The organism is Patiriisocius sp. Uisw_017 (assembly GCF_047731265.1).
Classification (GTDB): domain Bacteria; phylum Bacteroidota; class Bacteroidia; order Flavobacteriales; family Flavobacteriaceae; genus Patiriisocius.
The window spans coordinates 1,713,020-1,731,054 of sequence record NZ_CP159835.1; the positions used below are offsets into that span (position 1 = coordinate 1,713,020).

Sequence of the window (18,035 nt, forward strand, 5' to 3'; positions counted from 1 at the left end):
ACGCAACTAATCTTATACAACAACGTTGGCAATAATTAAAACAAACTCAACTAATAGTAACAAAATTTAATATTATTCGTCTTCTTACTAAAGCAACTTTCTCAACATTCGCATAAATTGAAAAAAAAACCTTAAAAGCATATAAAAATAAGTTTATGAAATATACTATCTTATTAAGTTTTCTCTTGATTATAACAAGTTGTAAAAAAAGTGAAGAATCAAAAAAAACAAATGAGGAGTCTATTGAACAAGTTCAAGTAAGACTTAAAAAATCTGGATTACCTCTTCAAACAAGTGTTTCTTTTTTGAGTAAACTAATTCAAGCAAATGATAAAACTTACCTCGCTTATGAATTGAATGTTTTAAATAATTTCAAAGCCTCTTTAGACTTAAGGAAAGTTGAAATATTTAATTTACTAGAGCCCGAATTACCGATTGCTATATTTGATTCTATATACATAAATGAAAATTTTGACAGACCAGGTTTAAGCAACGAAAATGACTTAAATCTAATTTCTGCAAATCAATTTGGAATTCTTAATCTAAACCTAGAGTTCAAGGAGAGCAATACTATCCCTAAAAAAATATTTCATAAACTACATTTTAAAGTACAAAAAGGGAATGGAGAATCTATGATGTACCCTATGGAAACAACAATCATAAATATTCCAGATAAAACAAATCTTACGTTAGGACTACCATTTAACAAAAAAGGAAAATGGCTTTATGAAGCCGAAGGTCATAAAAACAGTAGATTTTTAGCCGAAGGAAGACCAACATACCCACAACGCTTTGCCATTGATTGGATATTTGTAAACAATAATGAAGAATTTTCAAAAAATAATACAAAAGAAAATAAAAATTGGCACACCTATGGACTTGAATTAATATCAGTTGCTGATGGAATTGTTATAGACGTAAAGGATGGTATGATAGAAAATGAACCGCTATCTGAAGAAATGGCTGTGCGTATTACAAGAGAGACCATTGGTGGGAATTATGTTATCATAGATATTGGAAATGATATTTATGCTTTTTATGGACATTTAATCCCGAATAGTCTTAAAGTAAATATTGGAGATAAAGTAGAAAAAGGACAAGTAATTGGTTTATTGGGTAATAGTGGAAATTCAGACTTACCGCATTTACATTTTCATTTAGAGTCCAAAAGCGATATATTCTTTGGCGGAGAAGGAATCCCATATCACATTAAAGAATTCACACAACTAAAAGACTATTCAGCCGAAGAAGTGTCAAGTTTATTTCATAACAATCACGTTCCATTGGATTCATTAAGACCAATTGAAAAAAGTAATGAATTGCCAATTGGATATGGGTTAATCGAAATAAAATAAACAAAGGCTAACAAAGTACTGTGCTAAAAAACAAGTAAAAACTCATTAATTTTTCACTAAAGTACTTCTATAGGTATGATCATATGTTAACCCTGATTTCGCTATTGCAAAAACTTGTTTTAGCAGCTTGTTACAAACTGCAATTAACGCCAATTTTTTGCTCTTTCCTTTTGCCACGATTCGCTCATAAATATCCCGACAAGCCTTGTTGTATTTACAGGCGGTAAAACTGCACATAAATAATAGATTTCGAAGTTTTTGATTGCCTATTTTGCTTATTCGAGGTCTCCCTTTTACACTGCTTCCACTCTGTCTGATCAATGGAGTCAATCCTGCATAACTACACAATTCGCTTGCACTTGTGAAACGATCGAGTCCATCTGTCAAAACAACTAACATCAAAGCAGTTTTATTACCAATTCCTGGGATGCTTTTTATGCGTGTTAAAACATCTTGATGCACTTGTTTAACTAAAATTAATAGTTTTTCTTCCAAGGTTTTTATTTCCTTTTGAACGTGTTTCAAACTTCGCTTTAAAGACCCTACAACCAATTTGCTGGGATTACCTAAAACAGTCTCTCCATGTAATTTGTTTTTTAGCATTGTGCTCTGTTTTGTATATACAGAAAGAAGTCTTGTCATTTGAAGACATTCTATTTGATGCTTAGAATTACCCTGCCAAAGCTTCAACTCAACCTGTCTAGCGTACTCACATATAAGTTTTGAATCGCTCTTATCGGTCTTTATCTTCGATAATTTCATCTGGATAAATCGTTTTACAGATAATGGATTCTCTACCGATACTTTAAAACCTGACTCAAGTAAATAATAGGCCAGTTGATAGTGATAATAACCTGTAGCTTCCATCACACAATGACTATTAATATCTAAGAGTTTTATAAACTTCTTAAACCCTGTTACATTGTTTTTAAACTGATAGTAATTACCGTCAGAATCCGTAACATCGAAAACTAAATAACTAATGTCAATTCCAAAATATTTAATATCTTTATTCATAAGAAAATGTGTTTTTGAAAGGACAGACTACGCGAGTTTCAACGACTTAAAATCGAGGTCTAAAAGCCTCATAGAACTGTTCGAAATCTGTGTAGAAAAGAGAGGGGATTTACAATGTTGACGAGATCTATAGTCTCTGCGTATATATTAACCTTATTCCTCTCTTTTGTTCTTTCTGTTTATTAGCTAAATATAATAGATTGTAAACTTAAGCCGTATATAATTTATTGCTAGTTCTAGCGTACTTACGAAAATCCTCGCGGATTTTCTATTCGGTTTTTATTTACTAAATTACGTGCTAAACCACGCAACAAACCATATACAACAACGTTGGCAAACATATTGACCCGTCCTGAAATAAGGCTACATAATTTTAAACATTATGTATAGAAATGACAAAGTAATTAGACGTTACAGTGAACCTTTTAAATTAAAAATTTTAGCCGAACTTACTATCGGTAAACACACAAAGAGTGAACTTTGTAAACTCTACGCTATTGCACCTACAACAGTAAATGTGTGGATTAAAAAGTACAATCGTAAAGACTTAATGAACACCAGAGTAAAAGTGGAAACTAAAGACGAAATATCTAGAATTAAAGCGCTTCAAAAGGAAATTGAACAGCTTAAAAAATTACTACTAAAAAAAGATCTCGATGCCATGGTAGAAGAGTCCTATCTAGAAGTAGCTGCTGAAGATTTGGGCTACAAATCTATTTCTGAACTAAAAAAAAAGCTAAGTATAAAGCCTTAATCAAAGCTAAAGAGAAATCTAAGGGATTTGCTTCTTTAACGACCATATCTAATTGTTTTGGACTTAAACGTAATGCGTATTACAAGCATAAAAAAAGAGCTGATAAACGTTTAATCCTAGAACAACAGATTATAAATATTGTTAGAAAAAGACGTAAATTCCTTCCTAGAGAAGGTGTGCGTAAACTTACTAGGTCCCTAGATAAAGAGTTTATTAATGCTAATATTAAAGTTGGTAGAGATACTTTATTTAAAATACTTAGAAAGCATAATATGCTTACTCTTAGAAAGAAAACCAGTGCTAGAACCACTAACTCGCATCATCGTTTTTATAAGTATAGTAATATTATAAAAGGCATAGAAATAACAAGACCTAATCAGGTTTGGGCATCTGACATCACATACATTAGAACCGTAAAAGGATTTTGTTATCTAGCATTAATAACTGATATGTACTCTCGAAGAATAGTGGGCTATGACCTGAGTGATAGCTTAGAACTAAAAGGATGCGTGAGAGCGCTTAATAAAGCCATTTATCAAGCTAAAAACATTAAAAGACTCATACATCACTCTGATAGAGGAATACAGTATTGTAGCAATGTATATACGCAGATATTGAAAAGAAAAAAGATAGATATTAGTATGACTGAAGAAAATCATTGTTACGAAAATGCAATGGCAGAACGTGTAAATGGCATCTTAAAAGATGAATTTTATTTAGACCAAACCTTTGACAACGTGAGTCACGCAAAGAGAGCTGCAAAAAATGCAATTAATTTATACAACGAAATAAGATTACATTTATCTTTAGACTATAAAACACCGAATATGGTATATAAATTATCAGCTTAATTCAATTTTAACCTGTAGCCGTATTTCAGGACAAGACATATAAAGACATTAAATAATGAAAAATAAGTTACTATTCTTAATATTACTTTTGAATTACAATATTTATTCACAATACAGTAATTCTCAAGTGATACCTTCTAACCTTGATGGATTAAACTCAATATTCTCTGCAGACATAGACGGAGATGGAGATATGGATGTTGTCTCTACGTCAAAAAATGACAATAAATTAATTTGGTATGAAAACTCTGATGGAAATGGAACATTTACCAACCAACACATTTTAGAGACTCATAATGGTACATTGCAAACTGTTTTTGCGGCTGATATTGATAACGATGACGACATAGATATAATTGCAGGGTATGGCTATTCTGTTGTATGGTACAGAAACTTAGATGGATTAGGTAACTTTAGTGGAGAGCAAACTATAGCCTCAGATGACTTTATTTTATCTGTACAAGCTGCGGATATTGATGGAGATGGACATAAAGACATTATTTATTCAGACACATATTCTGGTTCTAAAATACAGTGGTTAAAAAATACCGATGGTCAAGGTAATTTTGGGTCAAATCAAACTATAGCTTCTGGGATAATGGGCCCAAACTATTTTTCTGTAAATGACATTGATGGAGATGGAGATATGGATGTAGTTGCTTCATCTTATGATTCTTTCTTTCCGTATTTTTCAGAAAATAACATTTCCTGGTATCAAAACATAGATGGAAACGGAAATTTTGGGCCAAAACAAACAATATTGATGAGTGCTGGTTCTCCAGAGGATATACTAACTTTAGATATTGAAAATGATGGAGATTTAGATATTGTTGTTGCATCATTTTATGGTGACGAAGTTTATTGCTTAAAAAATCTTGATGGACTTGGCGGTTTCAGTGACAAAATAGTTTTGGCTTCTACTTTAGATGGTGCAAAATCTCTTTTCAATTTTGATTTTGATAATGATGGGGATCAAGATATAGTTGTTGCATCTAATTTTGCGAATAAAATCACCTTATTAGTAAATGATAGTTTCGGAAACTTTAATGAGGAAATAATTGTTTCAGAAAATGTAGATGGAGCTATTTCAGTTTTTGCATCAAACATAGATGGTGATAACTACACAGATATTATTTCTGCATCAATCAATGATAATATTATTGCTTGGTATAGAAATGAATTTAATCTATCTATAGAATCAAATGATTTTTTAGATTTATCGATTTATCCAAACCCAACAGAAAGCATACTGAGTATAGAATCCAAAACGGAAATAACCAAAATAGAGGTTTATAATCAACTTGGGCAATTAGTGGAACAAAATGAAAATAGAAATGAAATAAATATTTCAGGACTTTCTAAAGGGATCTATTTTTTAAGAATAGAAGATATAAATCAAAATTTTGAAATAAGAAAAATTGTAAAAAAATAAGAAATACGTTTGCCAACACCGTATAAAATTTATGCTAACTTTAAAGAAAAATTGTAAAACCAAAACAGCCAATAAACATTTGTACTAGTTTGAAAATCCTACAGATTTTAAGCCACACAAATCTTATACAATACCGTTGGCAAACATTATAAACAAGAAGATATGAAAAATGTTTTATTAACTATTGTAACCTTTTTATTCTGTTTTAATATTCCTATATATTCCCAAGAAGGAACTTTAGACCAAACCTTTGGTAACAATGGATTTTTCAAAATTAATTCACCAGATGGATTTTATGGTTCTTGTAATGAAATAGTTGTTGATCCATCTAATAATATTTTTTCAATTGGGAAAAGTTATATGGAAGTTAATGATAATTATGAGCAAATTGTAGTAAAGTTATTACAAGACGGGAATCCTGATGCAACCTTTGGAGTTAATGGTATTGTAATCTTACCTAGTAATTTTGGAACATTAAATAAAATTGATGTTCAAGATGATGGGAAAATCGTTATTTCCTCCAATTTGGACAATACTTTAAATATAATACGTCTTAATCTAGATGGAAGTTTCGATTCATCTTTTTCTAATGACGGTGTTTTTACAATTTCTGGAAATACATGGACTTTTTCAAGATCTATATTATTGTATGATAACCAAATCTTTATAGGAGGTAAAGTATCAAATAATTCTGTTATTTTTAAGTTAGATCAAAATGGCATTCTTGATTCAACTTTTGGAACTAATGGCTTTTTTTATTTATCATCTGCAAGTCGGGATATCGCCCTTCAAGTTGATAATCAAGGAATGTTATATTGTGCATATAGTGAACCTGCTGGAAATGATACTTTAGTTTTGCTTACCAAAATAAATACTCAAGGAGAATTAGATATAACTTTTGGTTCAAATGGATCAATAGGCTTGTATGAAATTTATGGTGGTGGTTACGGAGAGTTAAAAATTATCAATAATTCTCTTTATTTATTTGTAGGCTGGAGTGGTGAAGCTGGAGGTTTTAAAGGTCTATTTGCCAAAACAAATTTGAATGGAACACCAGATGCTTCTTTTGGAAACAATGGAATATATGGCCATAGTTATAGATCTTATTCTTTCTTAGTTCAAAATGACAATAAAATATTATCTGGAGGTTTTCAACAATGGGATGATGGACCAGGGTTATTTAGACTTGATGCTTATGGTGAATTTGACAATTCATTTGGGAATAATGGAATGATAGAAGGTATTCTTACATCTTTTTACGATTTTAAATTTCAAGGTTCTGAAAATTTTCTAATTGGCGGTGCCACAAGTAATATAACTAATATTTCATATGCTATATCTAGGTATTCAATATTAAATCCTGACCTAAGTATAAATCAAAATAGTTTAGAAGACTTTAAAATATATCCAAATCCGATTGAAACAGTTTTTAAAATTTATTCAGACCGTATCATAGAACAAATTAAAATTTATGATATTTCAGGAAAACATATTAGAAATTATAATAAAACTGATAGTTATAATATCTCAAATTTTAAAAGTGGTCTATATTTATTAAAAGTGAAATTTGTAGATGGGAGTATTGTATTTAAAAAAATTGTGAAAAAATAAAAAACGTTTTGCCAACAACACCTATAATTCATTGCGGTTATATATTTGTTCGGAAATCCAAGCTTATTTATTAAATTCGTTGCTTAGCCGAAAAATCCTATCGGATTTATCCGCAACGCAATCATAGCCAAACCCGTTGTGCTTCATTACCACAAACCGCTAACCAATGATAAAAATCTTTAGAAAAATTAGACAAAAATTACTCTCTGAAAACAAGTTCAGCAAGTATCTGATTTATGCAATGGGAGAAATTGTATTGGTTGTTATTGGAATTTTAATAGCGCTCAGCTTAAATAATTGGAATGAAGAACGAAAAGACCAAAATAAACTAGTTAACGTTTACAGGCTTATCGATAATGACATTAAAAATGATATTGAAGATTTGCAAAGAATTGTGGATTTCTACTCGGAGAAAAAATCTGTTTTTGAAAAAGTAGTAAATGACTCGATATCACCTAACCTTCTGGATAAAGGTCTTTCAAGATTATTGAATATTCATCCACATATTGTATTAAACAAAAAAGGGGTATCCCAATTAAAAGAATTGCAAATAAACGATACATTAGCCTTTTTTCTCGATGACATCTATGAGTGGATGGATACTAGAATGCTTTCGCTTGAAAATAGTATTTCAGCAGAAATGTTGGACCATGAAAAATACTTGAGAGACCATTATGAATGGTATCCCGAATGGAGGACAAATACTATTGCGCAAGATTTGAGTAATAAAGAATTACACGATTATTTTTTGAGTGACCCTACTTATCGCAATCGAGTTACGTTTATTTACGCTCTAATTAAACGTTATACTGGAATGCTCAATGCTTTGATTAGAGGTCTCACCGAATTTCAGGAACAAGTTGATGAAATTATAAAAGAAGCAGATGATAAAATTCTTTAGAAAAATTAGACAAAAAATGCTAACTGAAAACAAATTCAGTAAGTATTTACTTTATGCAATTGGAGAAATAGTGCTCGTGGTTATCGGAATTTTAATTGCTTTACAGATTAATAGTTGGAATCAAAATATACAAAATAGAAAACAAGAACAGCTAATTCTATCACAACTATTAAAAGAGTATTCGAATAATCTAAACCAAATAGAACAAAAAATAGATATAAGAAATGATATATTGAACTCCAGTTTTAAGCTATTAAAATATAGAACAGAAAAGCCAGAACTAATTCTACAGGATAGTCTTAACGTTCATCTTTCTCGAATTTCCATCCGACCTACTTTCGACCCACAGCTTAGTGTAAGTAATGAATTGATAAATTCTGGAAAGCTCTATTTATTGGAAAACATTGATTTAAGAAACAATATCACATCATTTTCAAGTTATTTAAGTGAACTAAGTGAAGAAGAATTAATAATTGTGAAGTTAACAGAAGAGCGTTTAATTCCTTTCTTAATAGAAAATTATCAAATTGGAGGAATGCAAATGATTTTTATGGAAGACAAACAAATAAGGGGAAAATTTGCGATTGGGAGCTTAAAAGAATATCAATCCACGAAAGACTTAGTATCTAAATCAGATTTCAAACCTTTGTTGATTCATCCTGATTTTGAAGATTATTTATTTCAAATGATAAGTTATACGAGATATACTAATGAACAATCTGAAGGCGTAAAAGAAAAGATTGAAAGTATTGTAGATATGATTAAAAAAGAAGTTGAAAAATAACGAAAGCACAACAATATGTATAGTGCATAGCTACCCTGCGGGATAGCTAAGACACCATACATTGGACGCTGTGGAAATATTAGAGAACTACCGAAAAGAAAATAAATGAATTGTAAAAATTGTAGTACCAAAATAAATCAAAACTATTGCCCAGACTGCGGACAACCAACAAAACTTAAAAGAATTGATGGACAATACATTTTATCTGAGATTGGAAGTGTTTTGAATTTTGACAAAGGAATACTTTTTACAATAAGAGAATTACTATTAAGACCTGGACAAAGTGTTAGGAAATTTGTTTCAGATGATAGAAATAGACTTGTGAAACCTATTATTTTCATAATTATAACTTCTTTAATCTATTCACTTATTAATCATTTTTTTCATATTGAAGACAGTTATGTGAAATTTGAAGAAGGAAAACAATCGACAACGGGTTATATTTTTAAATGGATTCAAGACCATTATGGTTATGCAAATATTATTATGGGAATATTTATTGCTTTTTGGACAAAACTGTTCTTTAGAAAATATAATTATAACTTTTTTGAGATTTTAATTTTATTATGTTTTGTAATGGGAATGGGAATGTTAATTTATTCATTTTTCGCACTCTTCCAAGGCCTAATTCAAATTGATTTAATGCAGATTGCAGGTATTTTGGGTTTTCTTTATTCTGCTTGGGCAATCGGACAGTTTTTTGACAAAAGCAAATTTTCAAATTATGTTAAAGCACTTTTTTCATATTTTATAGGATTTTTAACATTCTCTTTGACAGCAATATTAATCGGAACTTTAATTGACTTAATCTTTAAACATTAAAATGGGAAATAACAAAAAAACAAATATTATTCCAATCCTTCTAGTATTCACTTTAGGGATGGCAACCTTTAACCAATTCGATTTTGAAAAATTTGAATTTGAAAAACCTGTACTCTCGATTGTTTATATAATTGGATTTGCACTCTCTATCTATTTGCTTGTAAAAAAAGATAAAAATCAACCAAAAGAATAAAATAAAGCCACTAACAAAGTATAAAAATAATAGCCTGAAATTGTAGTAAATAGGTACATTAAAGTCCGCATTAACATTAGTAATAAATTGAAAAACTTTACTTCCGAAATCGGCTACTATTCTTATACAAACCTTTAGCATTTATTAAATACTTACATAGAATTACAAATCATGATTCAAAAAAAAAGCTGGAAATTTTGGACAAGTAGAACGATACTAATTCTATTTATCATTGGAGGTATATGGCTTACAAACCTTATCTGGTTCAAACCCTTTAACATCAATCATTTTTATGAAAAAGCCTTGATTGGACTTGTTATAAACAACCCTGAGTTGATTACTGAATTAGGATTACCTGTGCTCTATGATATTACCAAAGATGAACTTAACGATATTTCTGATACTAAAAAATGGGAAGCCTTCAATCTATCAAAAGAAAATTACGAAACCTTGCTGAGCTATGATTTTGACAATCAATCACCAGACAATCAACTCAATACCAAAATATTTAAATATTTCATGGAGGTAGGATACTTTCTAGATATTGGTTTGCAGGGAGAACCATTTCTTTACCACGACTATCCTGTAAAACAAGTGCTTGGAGTACAGAGTGAATTACCAAGTTTGCTAGAAAATTCTCACAAACTCAAGAATGAAAGTGATATTAAAGCATATATCTCCAGACTATCAAAATTTGACACCAAATTTTTGCAGCTCATAGAGAACCTTAAAATAAGAGAATCAAAAGGCATTATCCCACCGAAATTTATTAATACGATAGTACTTGATGAGATGAAGGAATTTATTGGACTTCAAAAAGATTCTTTGACTGATAATACAATGGGCAAAACCTTTGCAGTGACTTCAAATATCCTCTATGCCAATTTTGAAACTAAAGTGGATGCAATAGATGATATTTCTGAAGACCACAAAGCAACTTATAAAAAACAGGTTGTAGAGGCTATTGAACTAATAGTGTTTCCTGCTTACCAAAGGTTAATTGATTATATCGAAAAGCTAAATGTTAATGCAACTAACGATGCAGGTGTTTGGAAGCTTCCTAATGGCGATGAGTACTACCGCTTTATGCTAAAAGTAAATACCTCCACAGATCTAAACCCTGAAGAGTTATATAGTCTTGGCCTTTCAGAAGTCGAAAGAATCAAAGAAGAAATGAATACAATCTTGGAAGCCGAAGGCTATGCAGACTCTACTAAAACAATTGGAGATATTATTCAAATACTGAACAAAGAAGAGCGTTTTCTATACCCTAATAATGATGCTGGCCGCGAGATGATTATTGCAGAATACAACCGGATACTAGATGAAATAAAGCAGGGGCTTGGAGAAGCTTTTGAAATTACTCCAAAAGCAGATTTAGAAGTGAAGCGAGTCCCTCAATTCAAAGAAGAAGGCTCACCATTTGCTTATTATGCGAGTCCCGCTCAAGATGGCTCACAAGGAGGCGTATTTTTTGCTAATTTAAGAAGCCCAAAGGATATTGTTAAATTCGGTATGAAAACTTTAGCCTATCACGAAGGCATTCCTGGTCATCATTTTCAATCAGCAATTCAAGTTGAATTAGAGGGTTTGCCTACTTTTAGGAATATTCTTTTTTTTCCAGCTTATTCCGAGGGCTGGGCTCTATATACCGAACAATTAGCATTTGAATTAGGCTTTTATGAAAACGACTCATTTGGTAATTTGGGAAGATTACAAGCTGAAATCTTTAGGTCTGTTCGATTAGTCGTGGATGTCGGGATACATTATAAAAAATGGACACGAGAAGAAGCCATTGAATATATGGTGGCGAATACTGGTTTGCCAACCATTGTTGTCATCTCTGAGATTGAGCGTTATATTGTATTACCAGGTCAAGCCTGTGCTTACAAGGTAGGGATGATGAAAATTTTAGCATTAAGAGAAAAGGCGAAACAAGAGCTCGGCAATAAATTCAAGTTGCCAGAATTCCACAATGCTATTTTGAAAAATGGTGCTGTTCCTTTAGATATTTTAGAGGAGATTATTGACGATTATATACATGTAACATTGGAAAAGGGATAAGTAAACAAATGCTAACACCGTATAAAATTAATTGCTGGTAAAAGACTATTTACGAAAGTTCTTGCGGACTTTCTATTCGGTTTTTATTTGCTAACTTTAGTGCTTAAACCACGCAACTAATCTTATACAACAACGTTGTCTTTAATGCTAAAAATATTGCTAAACCACAAAGTTCAGACTTTAGTTCAAAGTCATTTAAAAAAAAAATTGAAAATAATTGTGGTATATTACATTCAAACGCGAACTGAGAATCGACATAAAATTTAGTGATTATCGGATTTTACTTATATGTAGCGCTTTTTTGTTTTACAGTAAGTACTTGTGTCATGTTACTGTCGTATTGGTGTCATGACTATGTCTCAATGCTTACAGCACCAGCAAGAGCTTATTGATTAGCTTTGCATAATAAATAATATTAAAAGCAAAATAATAATGGATTCTAATACAATTAATTTAAGAGATATTAAAAAAATGAGATTAGAGCGACATTGGTCTCAAGAACAATTAGCAGAAATGAGCGGGTTAAGTATAAGAACTATTCAACGAATAGAAAACGGAGAAAATGCTGGTTTAGAATCATTAAAATCTTTGGCATCTGTCTTTGAAACCAATATTACCGATTCGGATAAGAAAGAAGAAATAGAACAAATTAGAAAAGAAGAAGAATATGTTCAAAATGTAAAAGGGTTTTATGGATTTATTGCGCTAGCTATATTAAGCTTGGTTGGATTTTTTATTCTTGCGCTTTTTGATTCTGATTCAGAAGGCTGGTTTTTATTTTTTTATATGCTGATTTTTTATGCGCTTGCTCTGGGAGCTGCTTTTCTTAATATTTTTGATTTCTTTGGGGAAAATTGGAAAAGAAAGATGATTAATAAGAAATACAAGAAGAATTAATTTTTTATACATTAATAAGGAATTAGAAAGTTGAAAAGAACTAAAGACAACACCGTATATAATTTATTACTAGTTCTAGCTTACTTACGAAAGTCCTCGCGGACTTTCTATTCAGTAATTATTTGCTAAATCAGGTGCTTGAAACACGCAACTAGCCATATACAAAGACGTTAGCTTTAATGCGTTAGAACCTTCTCGAATCTTAATAATAAATGAATCTCGAAATACTTGATTTTATAATAGTAATTGGCATAGTGCAAGGTGTTCTATTTTCCTTGGCAATATTATTTTCTAAATATTTCAAAAGTTCTACCAATACTTATTTGGGAATTAGCATGTTAATTGGAATATTAACAAATGTGCAATACTTAGCAGTTAAATACCATTGGTATAGTGAGTTTCCTAAATTTGCTATTTTTGAAGACATTGAACTCGTTTTACTCCTCCCCATTACACTTCTGTTCTATTATGTGAAGTTTTTGTACCCTAAATTTAAATTACAAAATAAGTATAAACTATTATTTTTACCATTCTCCATCTCCGTTCTTGTTAATTTGTATGTGGGAGGACACGCCCATTTTAAGTTATATAGCCTTGAGGATCTTTATTGGGTTCCCCCTTTTTATACAGTAGAATACTTCTTTTCTATTGTCTTAAATATTATTATTCTGGTGGTTACATATGTGCTATTATTCAAAAAAACGAATACAGAACATCCGTTAGTCAACCATAGTTTAAAATGGATTAAACTGTTTTTCTATTTTCATGTGGCAATAATAATCACATGGATTTCTCTAGAGGTTGTTGAAAAGGCATATCCCAACGATTTCAACTTTATACTTTGGCTTATTTTAAACTTGCTGTTCTATTGGGTGGGCTATATTGGAATTTTTAAATTTAGATTGGCTAGAAATCGATATGAAATAAGAAAACTTATTGATAAAGAAGTAAAAACAGAAACTATAGAAGTTTCTATAAAGGACAAAAAAACGGAATTAACTCAAGACAAAGACAATGAATACCTGCAAGACTTAGTAAGCATTTTAGAAAATGAATATATATATAGAGATCCAAAATTAAGTAGAAACGATATGGCAAATAGACTAGGCATAAGTGTTGGTTATTTGTCTCAGATGATAAATAATAATTCTAAAAAGAGTTTTTCGGACTATATTAATTATTATCGTGTTGAAGACGTAAAGCAGATGGTTTTAAATACCGATTTCAATAAATACAGTATGCTTGCCATTGGTTTGGAAGCAGGCTATAACTCTAAATCTGCATTTTATTCTGGTTTTAAAAAAGAAACGGGTTTAACACCTTCTGAGTTCAAAAAAAGCCATCAAATTTCTTAAAATACTGAAAAATGTGTCCATAATTGTTCAGTTATAACTATTTGGGACTCTCAAGCCTAAGTGCCCTAGTACCTTTGCTCAAAATATAATTAACGCCTAAATAAAGGCGAAAAAATTAAAACAATGAGCAAAACAATTCAAATCGTAGTGATCCTAGTAATAGCTATTTTTAATCAATCATGTAGTGATGATGATTTTTTTATCGATAATATTAATGAAACCTTTGTTGATGGTCAATGGGAACTTATTAATTCGACCGAAAATGGCACAGCCATTACATTAACGGATTGTGATAAAATGAGTACTATTGAATTCATCGACAGTAGTGATGAAGCTATAATAGCAACCTATAATCTAATTGCTGATGATTGCGAAATGACAACTAATAGTACAGAAACGTATACTATTACTATAAATACGCTTACCATAACTAACAACCTTGTTTACGAAATTAGAATTGAGAATGAGCAGACGCTCGTTTTAACATCTACGCAAAACGATATCTCAGTTGTAGATACTTATAATAGATTGTAATCGTATTCTTTAGTTAATTTAGTAGAGACAAAAAATAGCTTGGACAATGTTCAGGTTATTTTTGTTTTAATCGTAGAGTACTTCTTAATTTTTAAACAACATTGCATAATTTTAATATAGGTAATGAGCGAAAGTGGTTCATGATAAATATATAAAATTTGAATCTAAATAGACATTTACCCAGCTAAAAAAACATTTGAATATGAACAAGTTTACGGAATTAAAAAGCGAAAAAATAAATTACATTATAAAAAAAATAAAAGAGCACTAAAAGCTAACACCGTGTCTAATTAATTGCGGCTGAATTTCCTAATTAAAAATTCAATCGAATTAATTAACTTAGTGCCACGGTGGAAAGTACTCGCGTACTTTCCCGCAACTAATCATACATAAGACCGTTCTATGCAATAATAAAATTTATTAGTTATTTTAAAAGAAAAATTATGATTAGAAAAATACTGTTAATCAGTTTTATTTTAGCACTTTTTACAAGCTACAGTTTTGCTCAATGTTCTGCAGGTCAAGTTGAAATTAGGGTGGATATTTTAACCGACAATTATGGTTACGAAAACTATTGGATCTTATCCTATGAAAGTGGAGGTATCATTATCCAAGGCGGTCAAGGAGGTGTTTATGAAGACTTCACTAACTACTCAGCAACTGTTTGTATTCCTGAAGAAACAAGCGTTGTTTTTGAAATCTATGATGACTACGGAGATGGAATTTTTGCACCAGGTGGATATTGGCTTTATGTTGATAATGTCCTGGTTTCAAGTGGTTCTAATGATATTGGATTTTATACAACTTACACCACAAATACTCCCTGTGAAACATCGGAAGCTTTAATTGATTTGCAAAATCACATAAACGGTATCGCGACCCTTACTGAACCAGAACTCCTTTATATTAGGGATATTCTCCAGGCACAACCTGAATGTCTTCGTAACGAAGTGGTAATATTGCTTGCAAAAAGTGTAATCGAGGATTATGACAACCAAATAGGTCCGCTTTTCTCTACTCCTAATACCGTAAACGGCTTTTCAAAAGATCCGGTCGTCGCTCCTGGCCTTGGAATGGAAAGGGCTATGGTTGCGCTTCAGCAAGGAATACTCGATGCGGCAATGACACCAGAGGGATATTTAGAATATCCAGAACATATTGATGGATGGGTATTTAACACCAGTCACACCTTTCCTGGATACGTCGATCCGCCATTAGATCCAACGGTTAGTCATTCTGTGCTTATCCGAGCAAATTTTGAAGATCCGGATGGAGCCAATCCATACTTCGACATCAACGGAGATAATACGAATCACGCTCTTAGACCAACTGGTCTTTATCTTGCTCCTGGAAGTGTAGCTACCGTTACAGTTCCCAATAGCTTGGTGGGTCAAGATTATTATGTAAGAGTTGGTTCGCATGAATGGGACCTAGGAGTTAGACCAAATTTCTATCGATTGGACAGAATAACGAAAAAATTTCCGATTGATGCTACGACCATTGAGGTTTTCAATCCATTTGGTGGTGCCATCTCCATTCTTGTTCCCTACGAAGCGGATGAAGGGATTGTAGAGGTAAGTGTGACCAATGGTGTGGAGTCCCCTTTCTTTTCGCTCAAGTCATTTTATGAAACACCTGACTTTAACGAAGAACTTACCAAGCCCGGACCTTGGGCTGTCTTTGAAACGGATAATGTTATGTTCACGATACCGTCACATTCCATTGTTCCTGGCCAATACGACCTTATGCAAGCCATGCTAGACTGGGATACGGCTTTAAAAGGTGTTAATTCTATCATGGCCAGAGATATTGTTTCAGACAAGCACAATATGTATATGATAGCTGATATTACCATTAGATTTAATGCATATTCCATTGGTTATCCAATGTCGAACACACCACTGCGCTTTACTGATGTACCTGGACCTGATTACTTTATGAACGGACCGGGGCCAGATGATGAAGTGAATTTTCATGAATCTGGGCATGCGTTGGCAATGTCCAAATTTCCGGGAGAAACGGAAGCATTGGTCAATTTCCCATACATCATGGCTATGAATTATGGCTTGAATGAAGAACTCAATGAAGCCGTGAAATATAGTTTTGTTCCTAATACTTTTAATATTGATAGAACAGCAACACACCGAATGGTGTCAAATACTTTTGGTGCGGAGCGGGATATTTCAAATACTACAAATGATGAAGTACGTTACCAACATAGAGGATACGGTCACTATTTTGAAATAGTAAATATATTAGACTGGTGCCCACTAAGAAATTTCTGGAAGCAAGAATACATAGACTTCGAAAACGGAATAGACCATGGTATTAATAACCAAGATATTGACAGTAGAATTCTCCGTATGTCTACCGCTGTACAAGTAGATTTACGTCCATTATTTCATGTTTTTGGCATTCTTCCACAAGATCCTATCGCATTACAAGACGCATTGGATCAAATTGACATTGTCCCATCTCAAACCATTTATGATAGACTGCAAAATTATTTTGCCCTGATTCCTGTGGATAACTCGGCATTTGTTGCCTACGCCCTAATCGTATATCCAAATCTATTCACAGATGGACCTACCGCAACTCCTGATTACGGTGTAGGATGGCACTACCAAAAATCGCTGACTTACGATACCGCCGAAGCGCAGCAAAGAATCGATATCCTTCAGGACATTATTGAACTGTATTATCCAAATGGTGCACCTTCAAATGAAACTCCAGATGTTTGTTGCTTGCTGGATACGATGAACATCACTATGGTAGATGGAGAGGTTATAGTAACAGGAGGCGTAGAACCATATGACATTTCAATCGAGATAACTGGTAATGTTCAGACGGTAACTGTAATTGATTTCGATGGCTGTGAAGTCACTGCTGAATTTCCAATCCTTGGTATATCAGAGGAGCTTCTGCAAGGGATAATAATTTACCCCAATCCTACTTCGACAGAAATCCATATTGATGTGACAGATCATAGTTTACAAATAGAAACGCTACAAATGATTGCGATAAATGGTCAGGTAATTAAACAGTATCAAAAAGCGGATCGGATACTAGATGTAAATGGACTAAGCAACGGTATTTACATACTGAAAATTGAATTTGCTGATGGTGCACAAATAAATAAACGAGTTATTGTTTTGAGATAGAAATAGCCAATGGAACTAAAACTATATAGATCACCGTATATAATTTATTGCTAGTTCTAGCCTACTTACGAAAATCCTCGCGGACTTTCTATTCGGTTTTTATTTGCTAAATTAGGTGCTTAAACGCAACAAACCATACAGAAACACGTTGGATTTAATTTAAATCTGAACCTTTTAGACAAACTTATTCATACATATGTGTATGATTATTTACACAAATAAATACATATAAGTATTCTTTTTTTTGTTTATTTATACATATTTGTATACTTTTGTTTTAATTTACATACTTATATGTATAAAA

15 protein-coding genes are annotated in these 18,035 nt (G+C 31.9%); 14 read left to right on the forward strand and 1 reads right to left on the reverse strand.

Annotated elements, in window-relative coordinates:
* The first annotated feature begins 155 nt into the window (after window positions 1-155).
* Complete coding sequence (locus ABXT67_RS07745; protein ID WP_415376690.1) at window positions 156-1,355, forward strand: M23 family metallopeptidase; 1,200 nt, start codon at window positions 156-158, stop codon at window positions 1,353-1,355.
* Between the two features lie 45 nt (window positions 1,356-1,400).
* Here the strand turns inward: ABXT67_RS07745 and ABXT67_RS07750 are convergent, their stop codons facing one another.
* Entirely contained in the window at window positions 1,401-2,372 is a 972-nt protein-coding gene (locus tag ABXT67_RS07750; protein ID WP_415376691.1) for an IS110 family transposase, read from the reverse strand.
* A gap of 382 nt (window positions 2,373-2,754) precedes the next feature.
* Between ABXT67_RS07750 and ABXT67_RS07755 the strand changes: the two genes are divergently transcribed.
* From ABXT67_RS07755 to ABXT67_RS07815, 13 genes are all read left to right on the forward strand, one after another.
* Entirely contained in the window at window positions 2,755-3,126 is a 372-nt protein-coding gene (locus tag ABXT67_RS07755; protein ID WP_415376692.1) for a transposase, read from the forward strand.
* On the forward strand, window positions 3,126-3,977 hold the full coding sequence (locus ABXT67_RS07760) for an IS3 family transposase (RefSeq protein ID WP_415376959.1): 852 nt from the start codon (window positions 3,126-3,128) through the stop codon (window positions 3,975-3,977). The genes ABXT67_RS07755 and ABXT67_RS07760 overlap by 1 nt, the downstream gene beginning before the upstream one ends.
* 55 nt (window positions 3,978-4,032) lie before the next feature.
* Complete coding sequence (locus ABXT67_RS07765) at window positions 4,033-5,409, forward strand: T9SS type A sorting domain-containing protein (protein WP_415376693.1); 1,377 nt, start codon at window positions 4,033-4,035, stop codon at window positions 5,407-5,409.
* A gap of 162 nt (window positions 5,410-5,571) precedes the next feature.
* Window positions 5,572-7,020, forward strand: a complete 1,449-nt coding sequence (locus tag ABXT67_RS07770) for a T9SS type A sorting domain-containing protein (protein ID WP_415376694.1) — start codon at window positions 5,572-5,574, stop codon at window positions 7,018-7,020.
* A gap of 166 nt (window positions 7,021-7,186) precedes the next feature.
* Window positions 7,187-7,921 carry a DUF6090 family protein gene (locus ABXT67_RS07775; protein WP_415376695.1) on the forward strand — a complete coding sequence of 245 codons (735 nt, stop codon included), beginning with the start codon at window positions 7,187-7,189 and terminating at the stop codon, window positions 7,919-7,921.
* Window positions 7,905-8,705: a DUF6090 family protein gene (locus ABXT67_RS07780; protein ID WP_415376696.1), complete on the forward strand. Its 801-nt coding sequence runs from the start codon at window positions 7,905-7,907 to the stop codon at window positions 8,703-8,705. The genes ABXT67_RS07775 and ABXT67_RS07780 overlap by 17 nt, the downstream gene beginning before the upstream one ends.
* A gap of 105 nt (window positions 8,706-8,810) precedes the next feature.
* Window positions 8,811-9,527 carry a DUF3667 domain-containing protein gene (locus ABXT67_RS07785; protein WP_415376697.1) on the forward strand — a complete coding sequence of 239 codons (717 nt, stop codon included), beginning with the start codon at window positions 8,811-8,813 and terminating at the stop codon, window positions 9,525-9,527.
* Between the two features lies 1 nt (window position 9,528).
* On the forward strand, window positions 9,529-9,720 hold the full coding sequence (locus ABXT67_RS07790; protein WP_415376698.1) for a hypothetical protein: 192 nt from the start codon (window positions 9,529-9,531) through the stop codon (window positions 9,718-9,720).
* A 171-nt stretch (window positions 9,721-9,891) separates the two neighbouring features.
* Window positions 9,892-11,784, forward strand: a complete 1,893-nt coding sequence (locus tag ABXT67_RS07795) for a DUF885 domain-containing protein (protein WP_415376699.1) — start codon at window positions 9,892-9,894, stop codon at window positions 11,782-11,784.
* Window positions 11,785-12,216: 432 nt separating this feature from the next.
* Window positions 12,217-12,681, forward strand: coding sequence for a helix-turn-helix domain-containing protein (locus ABXT67_RS07800; protein ID WP_415376700.1), 465 nt, complete (start codon window positions 12,217-12,219; stop codon window positions 12,679-12,681).
* Window positions 12,682-12,893: 212 nt separating this feature from the next.
* Window positions 12,894-14,036: a helix-turn-helix domain-containing protein gene (locus tag ABXT67_RS07805; protein WP_415376701.1), complete on the forward strand. Its 1,143-nt coding sequence runs from the start codon at window positions 12,894-12,896 to the stop codon at window positions 14,034-14,036.
* Between the two features lie 123 nt (window positions 14,037-14,159).
* Window positions 14,160-14,570 (forward strand): lipocalin family protein, encoded by a 411-nt coding sequence (locus tag ABXT67_RS07810; protein ID WP_102088415.1) that lies wholly within the window; start codon window positions 14,160-14,162, stop codon window positions 14,568-14,570.
* 443 nt (window positions 14,571-15,013) lie between these two features.
* Window positions 15,014-17,731: a M60 family peptidase N-terminal accessory domain-containing protein gene (locus ABXT67_RS07815; RefSeq protein ID WP_415376702.1), complete on the forward strand. Its 2,718-nt coding sequence runs from the start codon at window positions 15,014-15,016 to the stop codon at window positions 17,729-17,731.
* Window positions 17,732-18,035: the final 304 nt, after the last annotated feature.